The 18,634-nt window shown below is 69.6% G+C and carries 19 protein-coding genes; 13 read left to right on the top strand and 6 right to left on the bottom strand.

Features of this window, described 5'->3' with window-relative positions:
- Positions 1-179 precede the first annotated feature (179 nt).
- From L6E10_RS07800 to L6E10_RS07785, 4 genes are all read left to right on the top strand, one after another.
- Positions 180-1,442 carry an ABC transporter substrate-binding protein gene (locus tag L6E10_RS07800; RefSeq protein WP_236218214.1) on the top strand — a complete coding sequence of 421 codons (1,263 nt, stop codon included), beginning with the start codon at positions 180-182 and terminating at the stop codon, positions 1,440-1,442.
- 74 nt (positions 1,443-1,516) lie between these two features.
- Positions 1,517-2,416, top strand: a complete 900-nt coding sequence (locus L6E10_RS07795; protein WP_240010263.1) for a carbohydrate ABC transporter permease — start codon at positions 1,517-1,519, stop codon at positions 2,414-2,416.
- Positions 2,413-3,243: a carbohydrate ABC transporter permease gene (locus L6E10_RS07790; RefSeq protein ID WP_090095709.1), complete on the top strand. Its 831-nt coding sequence runs from the start codon at positions 2,413-2,415 to the stop codon at positions 3,241-3,243. The genes L6E10_RS07795 and L6E10_RS07790 overlap by 4 nt, the downstream gene beginning before the upstream one ends.
- 36 nt (positions 3,244-3,279) lie before the next feature.
- A complete protein-coding gene (locus L6E10_RS07785) occupies positions 3,280-4,701 on the top strand; it encodes a GH1 family beta-glucosidase (protein ID WP_236218209.1) in 1,422 nt (473 codons plus the stop codon).
- A gap of 76 nt (positions 4,702-4,777) precedes the next feature.
- Here L6E10_RS07785 and L6E10_RS07780 read toward each other — a convergent pair whose 3' ends face one another.
- Complete coding sequence (locus tag L6E10_RS07780) at positions 4,778-5,977, bottom strand: esterase-like activity of phytase family protein (RefSeq protein WP_236218207.1); 1,200 nt, start codon at positions 5,975-5,977, stop codon at positions 4,778-4,780.
- Positions 5,978-6,049: 72 nt separating this feature from the next.
- Here L6E10_RS07780 and L6E10_RS07775 point away from each other — a divergent pair, with 72 nt between their 5' ends.
- The gene (locus L6E10_RS07775; RefSeq protein WP_236218205.1) at positions 6,050-7,072 is read left to right on the top strand and encodes a GNAT family N-acetyltransferase; all 1,023 of its coding nucleotides are present in this window, start codon (positions 6,050-6,052) and stop codon (positions 7,070-7,072) included.
- 78 nt (positions 7,073-7,150) lie between these two features.
- Positions 7,151-8,176 carry a LacI family DNA-binding transcriptional regulator gene (locus tag L6E10_RS07770; protein ID WP_236218203.1) on the top strand — a complete coding sequence of 342 codons (1,026 nt, stop codon included), beginning with the start codon at positions 7,151-7,153 and terminating at the stop codon, positions 8,174-8,176.
- Positions 8,177-8,240: 64 nt separating this feature from the next.
- Here L6E10_RS07770 and L6E10_RS07765 read toward each other — a convergent pair whose 3' ends face one another.
- Together L6E10_RS07765 and L6E10_RS07760 are read right to left on the bottom strand one after the other, a co-directional pair.
- The gene (locus L6E10_RS07765) at positions 8,241-8,627 is read right to left on the bottom strand and encodes a hypothetical protein (RefSeq protein WP_236218201.1); all 387 of its coding nucleotides are present in this window, start codon (positions 8,625-8,627) and stop codon (positions 8,241-8,243) included.
- 137 nt (positions 8,628-8,764) lie between these two features.
- Positions 8,765-9,115: a hypothetical protein gene (locus tag L6E10_RS07760; RefSeq protein WP_236218199.1), complete on the bottom strand. Its 351-nt coding sequence runs from the start codon at positions 9,113-9,115 to the stop codon at positions 8,765-8,767.
- A 62-nt stretch (positions 9,116-9,177) separates the two neighbouring features.
- Here L6E10_RS07760 and L6E10_RS07755 point away from each other — a divergent pair, with 62 nt between their 5' ends.
- Positions 9,178-9,723, top strand: coding sequence for a DM13 domain-containing protein (locus L6E10_RS07755; protein ID WP_236218197.1), 546 nt, complete (start codon positions 9,178-9,180; stop codon positions 9,721-9,723).
- Positions 9,724-9,935: 212 nt separating this feature from the next.
- Complete coding sequence (locus L6E10_RS07750) at positions 9,936-10,886, top strand: AraC family transcriptional regulator (protein ID WP_236218195.1); 951 nt, start codon at positions 9,936-9,938, stop codon at positions 10,884-10,886.
- On the opposite strand, the gene L6E10_RS07745 is transcribed toward L6E10_RS07750, so the two are convergent.
- Genes L6E10_RS07745 through L6E10_RS07735 form a run of 3 tightly spaced genes read right to left on the bottom strand, consistent with a single transcriptional unit; the run spans position 10,883 to position 14,607 of the window.
- Positions 10,883-12,910 (bottom strand): 3-hydroxyacyl-CoA dehydrogenase NAD-binding domain-containing protein, encoded by a 2,028-nt coding sequence (locus L6E10_RS07745; protein ID WP_236218193.1) that lies wholly within the window; start codon positions 12,908-12,910, stop codon positions 10,883-10,885. The genes L6E10_RS07750 and L6E10_RS07745 overlap by 4 nt on opposite strands.
- A gap of 3 nt (positions 12,911-12,913) precedes the next feature.
- Entirely contained in the window at positions 12,914-14,116 is a 1,203-nt protein-coding gene (locus L6E10_RS07740; protein WP_236218191.1) for an acetyl-CoA C-acetyltransferase, read from the bottom strand.
- Between the two features lie 56 nt (positions 14,117-14,172).
- The gene (locus tag L6E10_RS07735) at positions 14,173-14,607 is read right to left on the bottom strand and encodes an N-acetyltransferase (protein WP_236218190.1); all 435 of its coding nucleotides are present in this window, start codon (positions 14,605-14,607) and stop codon (positions 14,173-14,175) included.
- Between the two features lie 107 nt (positions 14,608-14,714).
- Between L6E10_RS07735 and L6E10_RS07730 the strand changes: the two genes are divergently transcribed.
- From L6E10_RS07730 to L6E10_RS07710, 5 genes are all read left to right on the top strand, one after another.
- Positions 14,715-15,851: an acyl-CoA dehydrogenase family protein gene (locus L6E10_RS07730; RefSeq protein ID WP_236218188.1), complete on the top strand. Its 1,137-nt coding sequence runs from the start codon at positions 14,715-14,717 to the stop codon at positions 15,849-15,851.
- On the top strand, positions 15,848-16,972 hold the full coding sequence (locus tag L6E10_RS07725) for a CaiB/BaiF CoA-transferase family protein (RefSeq protein WP_236218186.1): 1,125 nt from the start codon (positions 15,848-15,850) through the stop codon (positions 16,970-16,972). The genes L6E10_RS07730 and L6E10_RS07725 overlap by 4 nt, the downstream gene beginning before the upstream one ends.
- Before the next feature lie 318 nt (positions 16,973-17,290).
- The gene (locus L6E10_RS07720) at positions 17,291-17,488 is read left to right on the top strand and encodes a hypothetical protein (RefSeq protein WP_236218184.1); all 198 of its coding nucleotides are present in this window, start codon (positions 17,291-17,293) and stop codon (positions 17,486-17,488) included.
- Between the two features lie 164 nt (positions 17,489-17,652).
- Positions 17,653-18,147 (top strand): helix-turn-helix transcriptional regulator, encoded by a 495-nt coding sequence (locus tag L6E10_RS07715; RefSeq protein ID WP_236218182.1) that lies wholly within the window; start codon positions 17,653-17,655, stop codon positions 18,145-18,147.
- A gap of 89 nt (positions 18,148-18,236) precedes the next feature.
- Positions 18,237-18,620 (top strand): hypothetical protein, encoded by a 384-nt coding sequence (locus L6E10_RS07710; protein ID WP_090096056.1) that lies wholly within the window; start codon positions 18,237-18,239, stop codon positions 18,618-18,620.
- Positions 18,621-18,634: the final 14 nt, after the last annotated feature.

Genomic DNA, 18,634 nt, shown 5'->3' with positions numbered 1-18,634 from the left:
GGACCAGCCGGGCACCCGGTCCACCCGACACGCCCGGCGATCCGGCGCAGGTTTTTGTTGCCTCTCTCCACAAAGTTACGGAACGATGTCGACCGCTTGACACCCGCGCGTCTCCGGTTGAGTGTGAGAGCGCTCTCATCACAGTTAAGCGCCGCTCACGGCGTCGTCGAGGAGGACGGATGAGCAGAAGGCTGGTCGGCAGCGTCGCTGCGACCCTCGTGATGGTTCTGGTCGCCGGGTGCGGCGGGAGTTCCGGGGCCGACGGCAAGATCGAGCTGTCGCTGGGCCTGTTCTCCGACTTCGGGTACGACAAACTCATCGAGGAGTACATGGCCTCGCACTCGAACATCAAGATCGAGCAGCGCAAGGTCAAGATGGAGCAGCACAACACGCAGCTCGCGACTCAGCTCGCGGGTGGCCGTGGTGCCGCGGACATCGTCGCCCTCGAGGAAGGCGTGGTCTCGCAGTTCCGCGCCTCCAAGGACAAGTTCGTCAACCTCGCGGAGTACGGGGCCAAGGACCTCAAGGACCAGTGGGCCGGGTGGAAGTGGAACCAGGGCACCGCTGACAACGGCGAGTTCGTGCTGGGGCTGGGCACGGACATGGGCAGCCTCGGGCTGTGCTACCGCGCCGACCTGTTCGCGGCGGCCGGGCTGCCGACGGACCGGACCGAGGTCGCCAAGCTGTGGCCGACCTGGGCCGACTACGCCAAGGTCGCGGACCAGTTCACGGCCAAGACGCCGAACGTGAAGTTCGTCGACACCGGTCGCAACGTCTACAAGGCCATTCTCGACCAGACCGAGGAGGGCTACTTCGCGAAGGACGACTCGTACATCGCGGAGAAGAACGACAAGGTCAAGACGGCGTTCGACACGGCGGCGGCGCTCGGCACCAAGCAGCAGACCGGTGCCCTCGAGCCGTTCAGCCAGGACTGGAACGTCGCGCTGAAGCAGGCTTCGTTCGCCACCACCACCTGCCCGGCCTGGGCGCTCGCGCTGATCAAGGCGGGTGCCGGCGACGCGGCGGCCGGGAAGTGGGACGTGACGACGGCGCCCGGCGGTGGCGGCAACTGGGGTGGCTCGTTCCTCGCCGTCCCGAAGCAGAGCAAGCACCCCAAGGAGGCCTACGAGCTGGCCAAGTGGCTGACGGCCCCCGAGCAGCAGAAGCGGATCTTCAAGGAGACCGGCAACCTGCCGAGCCAGCCGAAGGTCTACCAGGACGCCGAGGTGCAGGCGACCGTCAACGAGTACTTCAACTCCGCTCCGGTGGGGCAGATCTTCGCGACCTCGGCGGAGTCGCTGAAGCCGACCTACCGCGGCACGAAGGACTCCAAGGTCGGCCCGGTGTTCGCCACCGCGCTCACCCGCGTGGAGCAGGGCAAGCAGTCCGCGGCCGAGGCGTGGACGCAGGCCCTGAAGGAAGCGACGGACGCCGCCAAGTGACGGCTGTCCGCACGGAGACCGAGGCGGCCCCGGCCGTCTCGGTCTCGTCTTCCAAGGAGCCGAAGCGCTTCCGGCTGAGCAACTGGGACGCCAAGTACACGCCGTACCTGATCATCGCACCGTTCTTCCTGGTGTTCGGGATCTTCGGGCTCTACCCGCTGGTCTACACGGCGTGGGTGTCGCTGCACGAGTGGCAGCTGATCGACGGGAACCTGGGATTCGTCGGTTTCGCCAACTACGCCGAGCTCTTCGGCGACACCAAGTTCTGGAACGCGCTGTTCAACACGCTCAGCCTGTTCGTGCTCTCGACGGTGCCGCAGCTGCTCGCGGCGCTCGGGCTCGCCGCGCTGCTCGACCGGGGACTGCGCGGAAGCGCGTTCTGGCGTGCGGGCGTGCTGCTGCCCAACGTCATCTCGGTCGCCGCGGTCGCGCTGGTGTTCGCGCAGTTCTTCGGCCGCGACTTCGGCATCGTGAACTTCCTGCTCGGCCTCGTCGGCGTCGACCCGATCGACTGGCGCGCCGAGACCTGGGCCTCGCACCTCGCGGTGTCCACGATGGTCATGTGGCGCTGGACCGGCTACAACGCGCTGCTGTACCTGGCTGCCATGCAGTCGGTGCCCAAGGACATGTACGAGTCGGCCACTTTGGACGGCGCGTCGCGCTGGCGGATGTTCTGGTCGATCACCGTGCCGTCGATCCGCCCGACCATCCTGTTCACCGTCGTCACCTCGACGATCGGTGGTCTGCAGCTGTTCGCCGAGCCCGCGCTGTTCGACCCCGGGTTCGCCGCCAACAACTCCACCGGTGGTTCCGACCGGCAGTTCCAGACGCTGGTGCTCTACATGTACGAGAAGGGCTTCCGGTTGTTCGACGCCGGGTACGCGGCCACCATCGCGTGGATGCTGTTCGTGGTCGTCCTGCTGGTCGCGATCGTCAACTTCACGCTGACGCGGCGCATCGCGGGCAAGGAGTGATCGTGAAGAACGCGAAGGCAGGACCGCTGCTGTACGGGTTCCTGGTCGCCGTGCTCGCGGCGTCGGTGTTCCCGCTGTACTACTCGTTCATCGTGGCGTCGAAGGACAACTCGGTCCTCGGCGAGAAGGTCCCGCCGCTGGTCCCCGGCGGCAACCTGGTCGAGAACATCACCCGCGTCTTCGACACGGTCGACTTCTGGCTCGCCATGCAGAACTCGTTCATCGTGGCCTCGACCGTGGCGATCTCGAACGTCGTGCTGGGCACGCTCGCCGGGTTCGCGTTCGCGCGGCTGCGGTTCAAGGGCCGCGACTCGCTGTTCCTGGTCGTGCTCGGCACCGCGATGGTGCCGACGCAGCTCGGCGTGATCCCGCTGTACATGCTGATGTCGGACCTCGACTGGTACGGCACGCTGCAGGCGGTCATCGTGCCGGTGCTGATCGGGTCGTTCGCGGTGTTCTGGATGCGCCAGGCGTGCGAGGAGACCGTGCCGTTCGAGCTGATCGAGGCCGCGCGCGTCGACGGCTGCTCGGTGCTGCGGACGTTCTGGCACGTCGGCTTCCCGGCGGTGCGCCCGCAGGCCGCCGTCCTCGGCATGTTCACGTTCATGACGGCGTGGAACGACTTCTTCTGGCCGTTGATCGTGCTGGACCCCAACGACAGCCCGACGGTGCAGGTCGCGCTGTCGACGCTCGCCAGCGGCTACTACACCGACTACTCGTTGATGCTCGCCGGCGCCTCCATCGCGGTGCTGCCGGTGATCGCGATCTTCGTCCTGCTGTCGCGCCAGATCGTCGGCGGCATCATGCAGGGCGCCGTAAAGGGATAGAACACCGCAGGGATCAAGCCACGAGGATGTGACTGAATGACGACCGACTCGGACGTCGAGGTCGGGCGGGAGGTGCTGACCTTCCCGCCGGACTTCCTGTGGGGGGCGGCCACCGCGGCGTTCCAGATCGAGGGTTCGACCACCGCGGACGGTCGTGGCGCCTCGATCTGGGACACGTTCGCCGCGACGCCCGGCAAGGTGCTGGCCGGTGACACGGGTGACCCGGCCTGCGACCACTACAACCGCTACGCCTCCGACGTGGAGCTGATGAAGTCGCTGGGGCTGGCTTCGTACCGGTTCTCCGTGGCGTGGCCGCGGATCCAGCCGAGCGGCAGCGGCGCGGTCGAGGAGCGCGGGCTCGCGTTCTACGACCGGCTGGTGGACTCGTTGCTGGAGAAGGACATCCAGCCGCTGGTCACGCTGTACCACTGGGACCTGCCGCAGGTGCTGGAGGACTTCGGCGGCTGGCGCAATCGCGACACCGCCTACCGCTTCGCCGAGTACGCCGCCATCGTGCACGAACGGCTCGGCGACCGCGTGCAGGCGTGGACCACGCTGAACGAGCCGTGGGTCTCGGCGTTCCTCGGCTACGGCAACGGGATCCACGCACCGGGCATCACCGACGCCGTGGCGTCCCTGCAGGCCGCGCACCACCTGCTGCTGGCGCACGGCCTCGCCACACAGGCGTTGCGTGCGCAGGCACCCGACTCGCACCGCCTGTCGATCGTGCTGAACTTCAGCACCATCTGGGGTGACGGCGACTCGGAGGCCTCCCGGGAGGCCGTGCGCAAGGTCGACGGGCTGCAGAACCGCATCCTGCTCGACCCGGTCCTCGGCCGCGGCTACCCGCTCGACGTCCTGCAGGACACGGCGTGGCTGGGCGACTGGACGAACGTGGTGCGCGACGGGGACATGGAGACCATCGCGACCCCGATCGACTGGATCGGCGTGAACTACTACAACCCGACCCGCGTCGCGCCGGCCGACCCCGATCACGTGCCCGCCGGGCCGCACGCGGGTCTGCGGGGTGTCACGATCGAGCCGCCGCGGGGCGAGCTCACCGGGTTCGGGTGGGAGCAGAACGCCGACGCCTTCACCGAGCTGCTGGTGCGCCTGTCCCGCGACGCGGGCGGGGTGCCGCTGGTGGTCACGGAGAACGGGTCCGCGTTCCCGGACGTCGTCGACGCTGCGGGCCGCGTGAACGACGTGCAGCGGACGAAGTACCTCGTGGACCACGTCCGCGCGGTGCACAGGGCGATCTCCGAGGGCGCCGACGTCCGCGGCTACCTCGCGTGGTCGCTGCTCGACAACTTCGAGTGGGCGGCCGGGTACTCGCAGCGGTTCGGGATCGTGCACGTCGACTTCGAGACGCAGCAGCGCACGATCAAGGAGAGCGCGGTCGCGCTGTCCAGGATCATCGGACAGAACGGGCTTCCGGCTCGCGGTTACACCGTTTAGCCCTCTGCTCGGGCCGAGGGGCCTCGCGCTCTCACCCGCGGACACGTCCGTGCCGCGGGTGAGAGCGCTCTCTTGTCTAGCGCCTGCGCAGAACCCTCGGGTCGGCGTGCAGGTTCTGGCCGAGCCGGATGGTGATGAACTCGTTGTCGTCCGGTTTGCCCGGGTTGCGGCCCGACGACGACGGGAAGTTGTTGTCGTTGAGCACCGCGATCGTGCGGTCGTCGAGGATCGTGACGTCCTCGATCGTGACGAACGGGAACCTGAACGGGTTCGCCTGCCCGCCGACGTGCTTCGGGTTGGCGAGGTCCAGCAGGTCGGCGACCAGGGTCTTGTCGAGCGCGCCGTCGCGGTCGCGGTCGCGCTTGTCGGCGAGGTGGACGCGCTTGACGATCGCGTCGGCGCCTTGCGCGCTGTCCCGCTCGATGACCAGCAGCCGGTTGGCGTCCACGGCGATGGCGTCCCCGATCGCGAAGTTCGGGTCCTCCAGCCGGTACTTCCAGGTCGTGCCGGTGAAGGCGCCGCTCGCGACGTCGAACTCGTTGAGGCGCAACGTTCCCGGCGCGTCGCCGGCGACGGTGCCCTCCAGCAGCGCGTTGATCCTCTTCCCGTCCGGCGAGAGCGTGATGCCCTCGAACCCCTTGCTGCCACCCAGGTTCGGGTTGCCGGCGGGGTTCTCCGGGGCGCGCACACCCGGCAGGGGAACCGGCGGGGACATCAGCCGGCCCGCGCGGTCGAAGTGCAGCAGGTACGGGCCGAACTCGTCGCCCATCCAGTAGGTGCCGTCGGCTCCGCGGGTGATCGACTCGACGTCGAGGTCGGCGCCGGTGATCACCCGGTCCGGCCGGGTGAGCGGGAACGGGATGTGGCCGTGCGGGTCGGTCAGCGTGACGCCCCCGACCACGTCGACGGTGTTCTTCGCGAAGTCCGGCGCGATGCGGTGGATGCGCAGCAGGAAGTCCGCGCTGTTGGCCCTGGTGCCGTACCCGTTGTCGGAGATGGCGTCGAAGGTGCCGTCGCCGTTGCGGACGAGACCGCTGAAGCCCTGGACCGGCTGGTCGGCGAACGGCGGCGTGACCCCGTTGATCGGCGCCGTGCCCAGCGCCGTGCCGCTCGGTTCGCTGCCGGGAAGGAAGGTGAGCGCCGGGAGGGACGCGAAGTTCGTCAGCGTCGCCCGCCCCGGTGCCTTCCTGCTGACCTCGACCGGCGCGGCGGAGACGGGGGTGGTCAGCGCCGCGACGGTGAGCAGGGTGAGGCCTGCGGCCAGTGTTCTCCTCATGCCGCGACCCTATGACGAGCGTTTTACCCGCGGTTCGTCTCGCGGCAACAAGTTCCGTGAACTCTTGACGTCATGACGACGACCTGGCGCATGCGCTTCGAACTCAGCGACAGCCCCGGCGCGCTCGCCCGCGTCACCGTCCGGCTGGCCGCGGCCGACTGCAACGTCCTCGCGCTGCACGTGATCCCCGTCCCCGGCGGGGTGCTGGACGAGCTCGTCGTGCGGGCGGGGGAAGGTGTGCTGCCCGCCGACCTCGTGGAGGCGGTGCGCAGCGAGGGGGGCAGGCGCGTCGGGATCACCAGGGCCGAGATGCGCGACCTCGTCGACGAACCGACCGCGGTGCTGCGCGCGGCGAAGATGGCGCTGACCGACCCGGACCGGACCGCGGAGGCGCTGCGGCAGGTCCTGGCCGCCGACGCGGTGACCTCCGGCGAGGCGACGGACGACCAGGTCCAGTTGGGAGAGTTGGTCGCCCGGCGCGGCTGGGCGAGGTTCACCCAGGTCGAGCTCACCCGCGCGCAGGCGTTCCTCGAACTGCTGGACGCGCCGGCGCCCTCGTTGCGCGGGATGCTCAGCGACGACGGCGTGGCACTGGTCCTGCGGCCCGGCGTGGCCGAGGACGAGGAGGCCGTCACCGGCCTGCACGCCCGCTGTTCGATGAGGACGTTGTTCAACCGCTACCACGCGGGCATGCGCACGCTGCCGCGCCGCTGGGTGCACCGGCTGCTCGACCCGCCGCGCGGCACCACGACCCTCGTCCAGTGCGGCGACCAGGTGGTGGCGCTCGGTCAGCTCATCCACACCGGAACGCCCGAGTGCGCCGAGATCTCGCTGCTCGTGGAGGACGCCTGGCAGCGCCGCGGCGTCGGTGCGGCCCTGCTCGCCGCGCTCGCGTCCGAGGCCCGTGCCGCGGGGTTCGCGGAACTCGTCGCGTGGTGCCTGCCCGCGGAGACCGCTCTCGTGAGGACGGCCGCCCGCGCGGGCCTCGCCGCCACGACACGCCGGGAGGACGGACTGCTGCGGGTGTCCATCGCCCCACGTGGGCGTGCGCTCACGACACCGGTGGCGGCTGTCGCGGGCGAAAAAACACGATGAACAGCGCGGAAACCCTCCTCGGAGATCGCTTGCGGCTAAGCTGCTCGGCGACTCAAAGGTTTTCATCGAGGAGTGGTGGTGCTCGTGTCCAACCACGCGCGTCCGACGTTGGAAGACGTTGCCGCGAGGGCAGGGGTCTCCCGCGCCACGGCGTCCAGGGTGCTGAACGCGTCACCCCGCGTGAGCCCGGAAGCGCTCGAGGCGGTCAACGCCGCCGTCCTGGCACTCGGCTACCAGCCGAACCGGGCCGCGCGGGCACTGGTCACCCGTCGCACCGGCGCCGTGGCCGTGCTGTTCTCCGAGCCCGAGCCCAAGATCTTCGATGATCCGCACTTCGCACGCCTGATCCGCGCGGGTGCCCGCGCTCTCGCGGACGTCGACGTGCAGATGGTGCTCATGCTGGTGCACTCGCTGGACGACCAGGCGCGCGCACACCGGTTCCTGGCAGGCGGTCACGTCGACGGCGCGCTGGTGTTCGCACCGCACCGCAACGACGAGCTCGTGTCGATCGTGAAGAAGCTGCCGCTGCCGGTCGTGTACGCCGGTAAGCCGTGGGGGTCGTTGCGGGGCATGCACCTCGTCGACAACGACAACGAGGGCGGCGCCGTGGTGGCGACCAAGCATCTGAAGTCGCTCGGCCGCAAGAAGATCGTCCACGTCTCCGGCCCGCTCGACGAGATGTCCGCCATAGACCGCCTGAACGGCTTCAAGTCCGCGCTGTCGCTGGACGACAAGGCAGCCGCGAAGCTCACCGAGGACGGCGGGTTCACCAGGGAGGGCGGCCGCAAGGCCATGTCCGTCCTGCTGGCGAAGTTCCCCAACCTCGACGCCGTGTTCGTGGCGTCCGACCTGATGGCCGCCGGCGCGCTGGAGACGTTGCAGGAGGCGGGCAAGCGCGTGCCGCAGGACGTCGCGGTCGTGGGCTTCGACGACCACGTCGCGATAGCCGAGCACACGACGCCGCCGCTGACGTCCGTGCGGCAGGACTCGGACGAGCAGGTCAAGCACATGGTCGAGCACCTGATGAAGCTGCTGCGCGACGAGACGGTCAAGAAGAAGCAGCAGATGCTGCCGACGGTGCTGGTGCGGCGCGAGTCGGCCTGAGCGCGGACGACCCCGGCGGAGCCGGCACGCGGCTCGACCCGCCGGCGCTGTCGCCCCTGTGGGGCTAACCCATGTTCTTGCAGGTGGGCGGCGGCAACGGGTTGAGCGGGCTGCACGGCCAGCCGGAGGACGGCGGCGCCGTCGTCGTCGCGGTGGGCTGAGGTGGCGGCGGCTGCTCCTGGTTCGTCACGGCCGGCGGCGGGGTGGTCTTCCTCGGCGGTGGCTGCGTGCTCGGCGCCGTGCTGCTCGTGCTCGGCGGGGCGCTGCTGACGGTGGTCGAGATCTCCGTCGTGCTCGGCGGTGTCGAGCTGGTGGAACCGACCCAGGTGGAGTCGGGCGTTCTGCTCAACGGGTCGTCGGCGGAAACGCCGTGGATCGCCATGCCCACCAGCACTCCGAGCAACGCGGAACCGAGCACGGCGGAACCGCCTGCGGTCCACAGTGCGCGCACAGCGGTCCTCCTTGTGATGCTCACGGTTGGAAGTCAGACGGTCACGCCCCGGCAGGTTACCGGCTGACCCGGTCGCAGGAGAACGCTCGTCCGGGTGCCTTATCGGCTGCCCGATGGTCCCGGTTGAGTGATCGCCGTCATTCCACCGTGATGCGGGCCAGCACCAAACTGGCCCCGGAAAGCCCTGCCACCAGCACTGTTCCGGTCATGTGCCACGTCGGAGCGTCACCCGTGCAGGTGAACACCTCGGTGAAGCGCTGCGAGGAGCACGTGACGAACGGGACCGACGTGAGAGCGATCGACGAGGCGGCGACCCCGCCGAGCACCGCGGAGCCGAACGTGCGCATGAGAGGGAACGCGGCGTTCGCGGTGCCGACCGCCGCGATGGCGAACAACAGCGGCACCGGCCTGGGGAACAGTCCGGTCAGCGCGCAGCCGACCATCAGGACGCCGAGCACGGCCTGGCCGATCCTCGCCTGTGTCGCCACGGCTACCGACCCTAACAACTCCGTAAGCTCTTTCCGGTCCGGTTTGCGCCAGTATTTTCGGTATGCGCCATCGTCGATTCCTGGTTCCCGTCTCAGTTCTCCTGGTCGTCGCCCTCGGGATCGGGCTGTACCTGTTCCAGCCCTGGCGGCTGTTCACGGTTCGCCAAACGAACGACGCGCTCCTGGTGCCCACCGCGACCTCGCAGATGACGTCTTCCGCCGCTTCGGCGCCGGCGTCGGAAACGCCGAAGCAGGTCGCCGAAACGCCGAAGGAGATCGCGGCGGGGCAGTGGCGCTCGCTCGAACACGCGACCACCGGCAAAGCGAGCCTCATCGCGCTGCCCGGCGGCCGCCATTCCGTCCAGTTCGCGTCGCTGAACACCAGTGATGGCCCTGACCTGTACGTTTACCTGTCCCCGCACGCCTCCGGCTCGTCCGAGAAGACGTTCGGCCAGGGGTTCACGAGCCTCGGCAAGTTGAAGGGAAACCGCGGCGACCAGGTGTACGAAATCCCTTCCGGTGTGGACGTGTCCACCATTCGGAGCGTGGTGATCTGGTGCCAGAGGTTCTCCGCGGGCTTCGCCGTGGCTCCACTGGAACAAGCCTGAAACACCAGGCGGTCATCCGTTCTCTTCGCACTGTTGACTTTTCTGGTCTAGACCACATAACGTCAACGAACACAACATCGTCCCTTGCCGATGGGCGTGCGGAAGCCCCGTTGGCGAGGAGCACGGCTCACCGCGTGGGCCCACCGCGGCGGTGACGCGGTTCCGGCTCTCCCCGGAGCCGCGTCACCACCGCGGGCGTTTTACTGTTGTTCGTGCACTCCAGGACCGTGGCGATCCACTACGTGCGCGCGGCACTGCGCGCGTGCCCGGACCCGTCCGCCGTCCTGCGGGGCGCGGGCATCCCGCCGAGCCTGCTCGACGACGACAGGGCGCGCGTGACGCCCGCCCAGTACACGACGTTCATCCAGACCCTCTGGGAAGTCCTCGACGACGAGTTCATGGGCTTCGGACCACGGCCGTCCAAGCGCGGCACGTTCGCGATGATGTGCCTGCTCGCCGTGCACTGCCCGGACCTCGAATCGGCCCTGCGGCGCGGCCTCGCCTTCTACGCGCTGTTCGACGAACCGCTGGAGCTCGCGCTCGTCGACGGCCGCTTCACGCTGCACATCCCCGGCGACCCCGACCACTTCCTGACCGAGTCGCTGCTCGTGCTGTGGCACCGCTTCTCGTCGTGGCTGATCGGCCGCCGCATCCCGTTGCGGGGCGCCGAGTTCGCCTACCCCGAACCCGCGCACGCCGCCGAGTACCACCTGATCTTCGGCTGCCCGCTGGCGTTCGGCGCACCCGCCACCGCGATCACGTTCGACCCGAGGTTCCTGCGCATGCCCGTGGTGCAGGACGAGGCCGCGTTGCGGCGCTTCCTGCGGCACTCGCCGGCGGAGCTGCTCTCGCGCCGCGACCACGGCGCGGACACGGCGGGGCACGTGCGGCGGCTGCTCGGGCGCGGGGTGACGGGGCTGGAGGCCGTGGCGGCCCAGCTGGGCGTGTCGGCGCCGACGCTGCGGCGCAGGCTCGCCGCCGAGGGGACGTCGTTCCGCGAGGTGCGCGAACAGCTGCTGCGCGACCAGGCGGTCGCCTCGCTGGTGCGGGGCGGGGAGTCGGTGGAGGAACTGGCGCTGCGCCTCGGGTTCTCCGAGGCGAGCGCCTTCCACCGGGCCTTCAAGAGGTGGACCGGGTCCTCACCCGGCTCCTACCGCGCCTAGAACCTGTCGCGCTCCCGCAGCGAAGCCGGAGGCCGGAACCGCTCGCCGTACGTGTCGGCGAGGTAGTCCGCCCGCTCCACGAACGCCTGCACGCCGCAGGAGTTGATGAACTGCAGCGTGCCACCGGTCCACGGGGCGAAGCCGAACCCGAAGATCGAGCCGATGTTCGCGTCCGCCACCGACGTCAGCACGCCCTCGTCCAGGCACCGCACGGTCTCCAGCGACTGCACGAACAGCAGCCGGTCGCGAACGTCCTGTTCGGACACCCCGGCGTCCGCCTTCGCGTAGCGGGTCGTGAGCTCGGGCCAGAGGAACTTCCTGCCGCCCTCGGGGTACTCGTAGAACCCGGCGCCGGCCGACTTCCCGCTGCGCCCCAGCGACACCATCTCGCGGATGAGGTCGTAGGCCGCGCTCTCCGACACCAGCGACGGGTCGTCCGCGAGCGTCTGGTCGTGGATCTTGAGCTGCAGCGACAGCGTCACCTCGTCCGACACCGCCAGCGGGCCGACGGCCATGCCGGACTTCTTGGCGACGTTCTCGATCAACGCCGGCGAGACGCCCTCGGCGAGCATCGTGATCGCCTCGATCACGTACGTGCCGAACGTCCGGGAGGTGTAGAAGCCGCGCGAGTCGTTGACCACGATCGGCGTCTTCCCGATCTGCCGCACGTAGTCCAGCGCGCGCTGGAGCGTCTCCTCGGACGTCTTCTCGCCGCGGATGATCTCCACGAGCCGCATCTTCGGCACCGGCGAGAAGAAGTGCAGGCCGATGAACCGCTCCGGCGCCGTCACCGCGGACGCGAGACCGGTGATCGGCAGCGTCGAGGTGTTGGACGCGATCACCGCGTCCGGCAACGCCTTCGCCTCGGCTGCGGGCAGCACCTCGTTCTTCAGCTCGCGGTTCTCGAAGACCGCCTCGATGACGAGGTCGCAGCCCGCGAGGTCGTCGTCGGAGTCGGTCGGCGTGATGCCGTCCAAGCCCTGCGCGCCCCTGCGGGCCGACTCCAGCGTCACGTCCTTCAGGACCACCTCGATGCCCACCTTCGCGGACACCTCGGCGATCCCGGCGCCCATCATGCCCGCGCCCAGCACGCCGAGCTTGCCCACGCGCTTGCCCGTGGCGGACGAGCGGCCGTTGACCTCGTTGAGGTTGAACCAGAACGCGGTGATCATGTTCTTGGAGACCTGGCCGGACGCCAGCTCCAGGAAGTAGCGCGCCTCGATCTTCAGCGCCGTGTCGAAGTCGACGTACGCGCCCTCGACGGCCGCCGCCATGATCTTCTCCGGTGCCGGGTAGACGCCGTGCGACTTCTTGCTCAGCACGGCGGGAGCGGCCGCGAGGATGCCATAGCTGTTGGGGTCGGCGAACTTGAGGTCCGGCACGCCCGCGCCCTGCACGTCCCACGGCTGCGTCGGCGCCGGGTTCGCCTTGATCCACGCACGAGCTTCGGAGAGCAGCTCCTCGCGCGTGTCCACGAGCTGGTGCACGATCCCCGCCTGCAGCGCGCGTTCCGGACGCAGCTGCTTGCCCTCCATGAGCAACGGCAACGCCTTCTGCACACCCAGTAGCCGCACCATGCGCGTGACGCCACCGCCGCCGGGCAGCAGGCCCAGCGTCGCCTCGGGCAGGCCGACGCGGATCTTGTCGTCGTTCAGCAGGATCCGGCGGTGCGCGGCGAGGGCGATCTCGAACCCGCCGCCGAGCGCGGTGCCGTTGATCGCGGCCACGACCGGCTTGCCGAGCTTCTCCAGGCGCCGCAGCTGCGCCTTGAGCTCCTCCACGCCGTCCAGCGCCTGCGAGACGTTCTCCGGCGTGATCGCGATGAGCACGTTCAGGTCGCCGCCGGCGAAGAACGTCTTCTTGGCGGACGTGACGATCACGCCGGTGATGTCGTCGGCCTCGAGCTTGGCGACCGAGTCGCCCATCAGCTCGCGGTACTCGTCGTTCATCACGTTGGCGGAGCCGGACATGTCCATCGTCAGGGTGACGATGCCGTCGGCGTCCTTGTCGTAGTGGAACGGCATCTTCTAGACCCTCTCGATGATCGTGGCGATGCCCATGCCGCCGCCGACGCACAGCGTGGCGAGGCCGCGGCGCAGGTCCCGGCGCTCCAGCTCGTCGAGCAGCGTGCCGAGGATCATGCAGCCGGTGGCGCCGAGCGGGTGGCCGAGGGCGATGGCGCCGCCGTTGACGTTGACCTTGTCCTCGGGGATGTCCATGTCGCGCAGGAACTTCAGCACGACCGAGGAGAACGCCTCGTTGACCTCGAACAGGTCGATGTCCTCGACCGAGAGGCCCGCCTTGTCCAGGGCCTTGCGCGCGGACGGCGCCGGTCCGGTGAGCATGATCGTCGGCTCGGTGCCCACGACCGCGACGGACACGATCCGCGCGCGCGGCGTGAGGCCCAGCGCCCGGCCGGCGGCCGCGGAGCCGATCAGCATCGCGGCGGCGCCGTCGACGATCTGCGAGGAGTTGCCCGGCGTGTGCACGTGGCTGATGCGCTCGACGGTGGGGTAGCGGTCGATCGCGACGGTGTCGTAGCCGAGGTCGCCGTGGAACTGGAAGCTGGGCTTGAGCCTGCCCAGCGACTCCACCGTCGACTCGGGACGGATCGTCTCGTCCTCCTTGAGCACCACCGTGCCGTTCTGGTCGACGACCGGCACGACGGACCGCTCGAACCAGCCGTTCTTCTGCGCCTCGAACGCCCGCGCGTGCGACCGCGCCGCCCACTCGTCGACGTCGGTGCGGGAGAAGCCCTCCAGCGTCGCGATGAGGTCGGCCGACACGCCCTGCGGCACGAACGACAGGTCGAAGTTCGTCTGCGGGTCGATCGCCCACGCGCCGCCGTCGGAGCCCATCGGCACGCGCGACATCGACTCGACGCCGCCCGCCACCACCAGGTCCTCGAACCCGGACGCGACCTTGGCCGCGGCGAGGTTCACCGACTCGAGCCCGGACGCGCAGAACCTGTTGAGCTGCACACCGGCCGGGCGCTGGTCCCAGCCCGCGGCCAGCACCGCCGTGCGGGCGATGTCGCCGCCCTGCTCCCCGAGCGGGGACACGACGCCGAACACGACGTCGTCCACCGCGGAGGTGTCGAGGGAGTTGCGTTCGGACAGCGCGCGCAGCACACCGGCGGCCAGATCCACGGGCTTGACGCTGTGCAGCGACCCGCGCTTCCCCTTGCCGCGCGGCGTGCGCACCGCGTCGAAGATCAAGGCTTCGCTCATGGTCCTCACGCTAGGCCCGCCCCGCCGAGCTGGCCATGACCGTGGAGGGTGACCGATTAGCTCACCTGGAACTCCATGTACTCGGGATCCTCGGCCTGCCGGAACCCGAGCCGCCGGTAAAGCCTGCGCGCGGGCAGGTTGTCCTCCCAGACCCGCAGGACGACGACCTTCCAGCCCTGCTCCGCCGCCCACGCCAGAACGGTCCTGACCAGGCCTTCCCCGATGCCGCGGCCGCGGTGCGAGGCGCGCACCCACATCGAGTAGAGGTAGAGCCCCTCCGGCTTTCCGGTGGCCGCGACGAGGGCGACGGGATCGGGGTCGAGCGCGACGACCTTCAGGCCCTCGGCCGCGCGGTCGCGCCACTCGTGCTCGCCGTACCGCTGCTCGGCCGCCAGCGCGGACCCGAACTCCTCGGGGTCGCTGGACAGCGCCTCCAGGCGGATGTCGCGCCACAGCCGCCACTCGTCCGGCGCGACCTGATGGATCTGCATACCGAGCAGTCTGGACGACCGGGGTGGGAATTTCGCTCAGTTTTTCGGGTGACGACCTGGCGCGCCGGTCATGGCGTGGACCACCGCCCGGTGGTTTCGTGGACCGCATGGCAGAGCGTCGATCGCGGTGGATGGACAGCGACCTGGACCAGTTGCGCCAGCTCGCGCGCACGTTCTTCGAGAAGGAGGTCACGCCGCACGCGGAACGCTTCGCCGAGCAGAAGCAGGTCGACCGCGAGCTGTGGCTCAAGGCCGGTGAGCTCGGCCTGCTGTGCCTCTCCATCCCCGAGGAGTACGGAGGCGGCGGCGGGACGTTCGCCCACGAGGCCGTGCTGCTCGAGGAGCAGGCGCGTGCCGGCGACAGCTCGTGGGGCAACAGCGTGCACAGCGGCATCGTCGCCCACTACCTCAACTCCTACGGCACCGAGGAGCAGAAGCGGCGCTGGCTGCCGAAGCTCGCCTCGGGTGAGCACGTCGGCGCGATCGCGATGACCGAGCCCGGCGCGGGCTCCGATCTCCAGGGCATCCGCACGAAAGCGATCCGCGAGGGCGACGAGTACGTCATCAACGGCTCGAAGACGTTCATCACCAACGGCGCGCTCGCCGACCTCGTCATCGTCGTGGCCAAGACCGACCCGGCGCAGGGCGCCACCGGCATCTCGCTGCTCGTCGTCGAGAACGACATCCGGCGCGGCCGCGTGCTCGACAAGGTCGGCATGAAGGGGCAGGACACCGCCGAGCTGTTCTTCGACGACGTCCGCGTGCCGGCGGGCAACCTCCTCGGCGGCCAGGAGGGCCTCGGGTTCGTCCAGCTCATGCAGCAGCTGCCGCAGGAACGCCTCATCATCGGCGTCTGCTGCATCGCGGGCATCGAGGCGGCCGTCGACCTGACGCTCGGGTACGTGAAGGAGCGCAAGGCGTTCGGCAAGGAGCTGATCAAGTTCCAGAACACCCGCTTCAAACTGGCCGAGTGCGCGACCGAGGCGTCCGTGACGAGGGCGTTCATCGACGAGTGCATCGAGAAGCACCTGCGCGGCGAACTGGACGTGCCGACCGCCGCGATGGCGAAGTGGTGGGCCAGCGACCGGCTGAGCAGGGTCGTCGACGAGTGCGTGCAGCTGTTCGGCGGCTACGGCTACATGAACGAGTACCCGATCGCACGTGCCTGGTCCGACGCCCGCGTGCAGCGGATCTACGGCGGCACGAACGAGATCATGAAGGAAATCATCGCGAGGTCCCTGTGAGCGGGCCTCTGGAGGGATTGCGCGTCGTCGAGCTCGCGGGCCTCGCGCCCGCGCCGTTCGCGTGCATGGTGCTCGCCGACCTGGGCGCGGACGTGGTGCAGGTCTGCAAGCCGGGGAGCCGGTCGACGGTCCCCGGCGACTTCCTGGGCCGCAACCGGCGCTCCGTCGCGATCGACACCCGCACCCCCGAGGGCGCCGACCTGGTGCTGCGGCTGGTCGAACGCTCGGACGTGCTGGTGGAGGGGTTCCGGCCGGGTGTCACCGAGCGCCTGGGCATCGGCCCGGCCCAGTGCCTCGCCCGCAACCCGCGCCTCATCTACGGGCGCATGACCGGGTGGGGTCAGGACGGGCCCCTCGCCGACCGCGCCGGCCACGACATCAACTACATCGCCGTCGCGGGCGCGCTGGAGCCTCTGGGCCGGGCCGGCGGGCCGCCGTCGTTCCCGATCAACCTGCTCGGCGACTTCGGCGGGGGAGGGCTGCTGCTGGCCCTCGGCGTGCTCGCCGCGCTGTATGAAAGGGAACGCTCCGGGCGTGGCCAGGTCGTCGACGCGGCCATGGTCGACGGGGCGGCGCTGCTGACGACGTTCCTGCACGGGATGCGGTCCGCGGGCATGTGGCCGGGCGGGCGCGGCGAGAACATGCTCGACGGTGGAGTGCCGTTCTACGACGTCTACGAGGCCGCGGACGGCGGGTACGTGGCCGTGGGCGCGCTGGAGGAGAAGTTCTACGCCGATCTCGTGCGCGTGCTGGGGCTGGAGGACGCGCCCTCGCGCAACGATCCCGCGAACTGGCCTGAGCTGCGGGAACGCATAGCCGCGGCGGTGAAGACCCGGTCGCGCGACGAGTGGGCGGGCCTCGCGGAGGGCACTGACGCCTGCCTGGCGCCCGTGCTGACCCCGGACGAGGCGGCACGTCACCCGTACAACGCGGAACGTTCCACTTTCGTGGACGTCGGTGGCGCGCTGCACCCGGCTCCGGCGCCCCGCTTCGACCGCACGCCGACGGCAGTTCCGACCCCTCCGGTGTCCGCGGGGGTGAACACCGGGGAAGTGCTTGCCGACATGGGTGTGGCCGCCGACCGAATTGTGGAACTGCGGCGGTCTGGAGTAATTGGATGAATGGCCGGGCGCGCATTAATTGCGCCACGAAGGCGTGACGGAGCGTGAAGCCGACGGTTCGGCATCCGGGTGAGGCCCGGTGCACCAGGTTCTGTCCGAGCTGTGGGATGCGAGGGAGTCCGTGTTCACCTCGTGCCCAGGACATCGGCGCTGCTGACGCCCCGCTTTAGCCGCCATTCGGGTGACATTGGGCGCCCCGCAGGCGTGCGCCCCTGGTCGATCGCCGCTGTGGTTGGGCGTGGTCGTTGTTCATCGCAAGGGTGAATGGTGGACCATGTCGGGTGACACGGGCGGTCCGCCGCCTGACCGGTGAGCGACATGGACGGAGAGGTACCTGTGAACCTCAAGAAGGTGCTAGTGCTGGCGGGCGTCGCGCTGGTGCTGTTCCTCCTGATCACCCGGCCCGAAGAGTCCGCTTCGGCGGTCCAGACGGCTCTCGGCTGGCTGCGGGAGGGCGCGGAGTCGATCATCACCTTCGTCAGGAGCCTCTTCGGCACGGCGACCCCCATCGCCTAGTGACGCACCGTGATCCTCGGCCGTTCGCGTTGAGCCGGACGGGTGGAATGCGGCCAATCACGCACTGGTAACGGGTGTTCTGAGGATTCAGGGTCTGGCGATTGTCAGACCTACCGAATACCTTCCGCTGCAATGGCCGATCCCCGACCGACGAGGAGGCATGGATGGTCGAGGACTCCGGGGTCCACGAGCTCTTGAAGCAGTGGGCGGCTGAACGGTCTGATGACGCGGAGATGCAGGAGGTGAACCGGATCAAGAACGCGTGGCTCGCTGAGGCTCCCCCCTCGGCGCCAGGCATCCCCGTGCAGCGGGGTGCCGCACGGAGCGGGCCGCGTGGCTTGGTCAAGGTCGACTCGGCGGATCCGGCCTACGTGGCCGCGATGCGCAAGCGGGCGCCGGAGGCACCCGAGGCGTTGCTCGCCGCCGCGGCGAGCTACTGGCAGCTGGTGGGCGACGTCGCCGAGGCCGAGCAGTGGTGGGACGCGGGCATCAGCCCGCTGGACCAGCGCGCGCTCGACTACCGCGCGGCCGGCCTCACGCCCGCCGACCTCGGGAGGCGCCTGGGACCGATGACGGTTCTCCAGCACCTTCGCCGTGGCTCCGCCGCGGCCTGGTGCGTCGCACGTCTGCAGAGGCAGCGCCGGGACGGCGTGGCATAAGAGGAACGGGCTGCCGGAGGCGGCAGCCCTGTACCCATCCCCGCGGGTGGCCTCCTGTCAGGAGGCCTCACCCCAGTAGTGTGGAGGTCGTGCGCGGCCTCCTTACTCCCCAGCGTGTGCTGATCGCGCTCGCCTGTCTGGCGGCGCTGATCGTCTGCTGCGGGCTCGCGTACTGGCAGTGGCAGCGCTTCGAGTCCTCCAGCGGCACGTTCCAGAACCTCGGGTACGTGCTCCAGTGGCCGCTCTTCGGCCTCTTCCCCCTCTTCATGGTGTGGCGTTTCCGCCGCCTGGCACGCCAGCGCCGTGACGAGGCTCTCTCCGCACCGGAGCCGGTTGCGGCCGCCGCCGAGCCGGTGACTACCGTTGACGCCGTCAAACCCGCGCCCGTCGAGCACTTCGACGACGACGAAGACGCGGAGCTCGCGGCCTACAACCGCATGCTCGCGAACCTCAACGCGCGGGACGGTCGTTGAGCGCGAAGGCGGGC

This window comes from Lentzea sp. CC55 (genome assembly GCF_021056325.1).
GTDB classification, from domain to species: Bacteria; Actinomycetota; Actinomycetes; order Mycobacteriales; family Pseudonocardiaceae; genus Lentzea; species Lentzea jiangxiensis.
This window is presented reverse-complemented; position numbering and strand designations above follow the sequence as displayed.

What these genes read in the sequence shown, in the direction of transcription:
- L6E10_RS07775 (WP_236218205.1), top strand. Translation starts at nt 6,050, where the DNA reads ATGACGACGACCTGGCGCATGCGCTTCGAACTCAGCGACAGCCCCGGC.
- L6E10_RS07755 (WP_236218197.1), top strand. Translation starts at nt 9,178, where the DNA reads ATGCGCCATCGTCGATTCCTGGTTCCCGTCTCAGTTCTCCTGGTCGTC.
- L6E10_RS07740 (WP_236218191.1), bottom strand. Translation starts at nt 14,116, where the DNA reads ATGAGCGAAGCCTTGATCTTCGACGCGGTGCGCACGCCGCGCGGCAAG.
- L6E10_RS07730 (WP_236218188.1), top strand. Translation starts at nt 14,715, where the DNA reads ATGGCAGAGCGTCGATCGCGGTGGATGGACAGCGACCTGGACCAGTTG.
- L6E10_RS07715 (WP_236218182.1), top strand. Translation starts at nt 17,653, where the DNA reads ATGGTCGAGGACTCCGGGGTCCACGAGCTCTTGAAGCAGTGGGCGGCT.
- L6E10_RS07720 (WP_236218184.1), top strand. Translation starts at nt 17,291, where the DNA reads ATGGACGGAGAGGTACCTGTGAACCTCAAGAAGGTGCTAGTGCTGGCG.
- L6E10_RS07780 (WP_236218207.1), bottom strand. Translation starts at nt 5,977, where the DNA reads ATGAGGAGAACACTGGCCGCAGGCCTCACCCTGCTCACCGTCGCGGCG.
- L6E10_RS07785 (WP_236218209.1), top strand. Translation starts at nt 3,280, where the DNA reads ATGACGACCGACTCGGACGTCGAGGTCGGGCGGGAGGTGCTGACCTTC.
- L6E10_RS07800 (WP_236218214.1), top strand. Translation starts at nt 180, where the DNA reads ATGAGCAGAAGGCTGGTCGGCAGCGTCGCTGCGACCCTCGTGATGGTT.
- L6E10_RS07735 (WP_236218190.1), bottom strand. Translation starts at nt 14,607, where the DNA reads ATGCAGATCCATCAGGTCGCGCCGGACGAGTGGCGGCTGTGGCGCGAC.
- L6E10_RS07745 (WP_236218193.1), bottom strand. Translation starts at nt 12,910, where the DNA reads ATGCCGTTCCACTACGACAAGGACGCCGACGGCATCGTCACCCTGACG.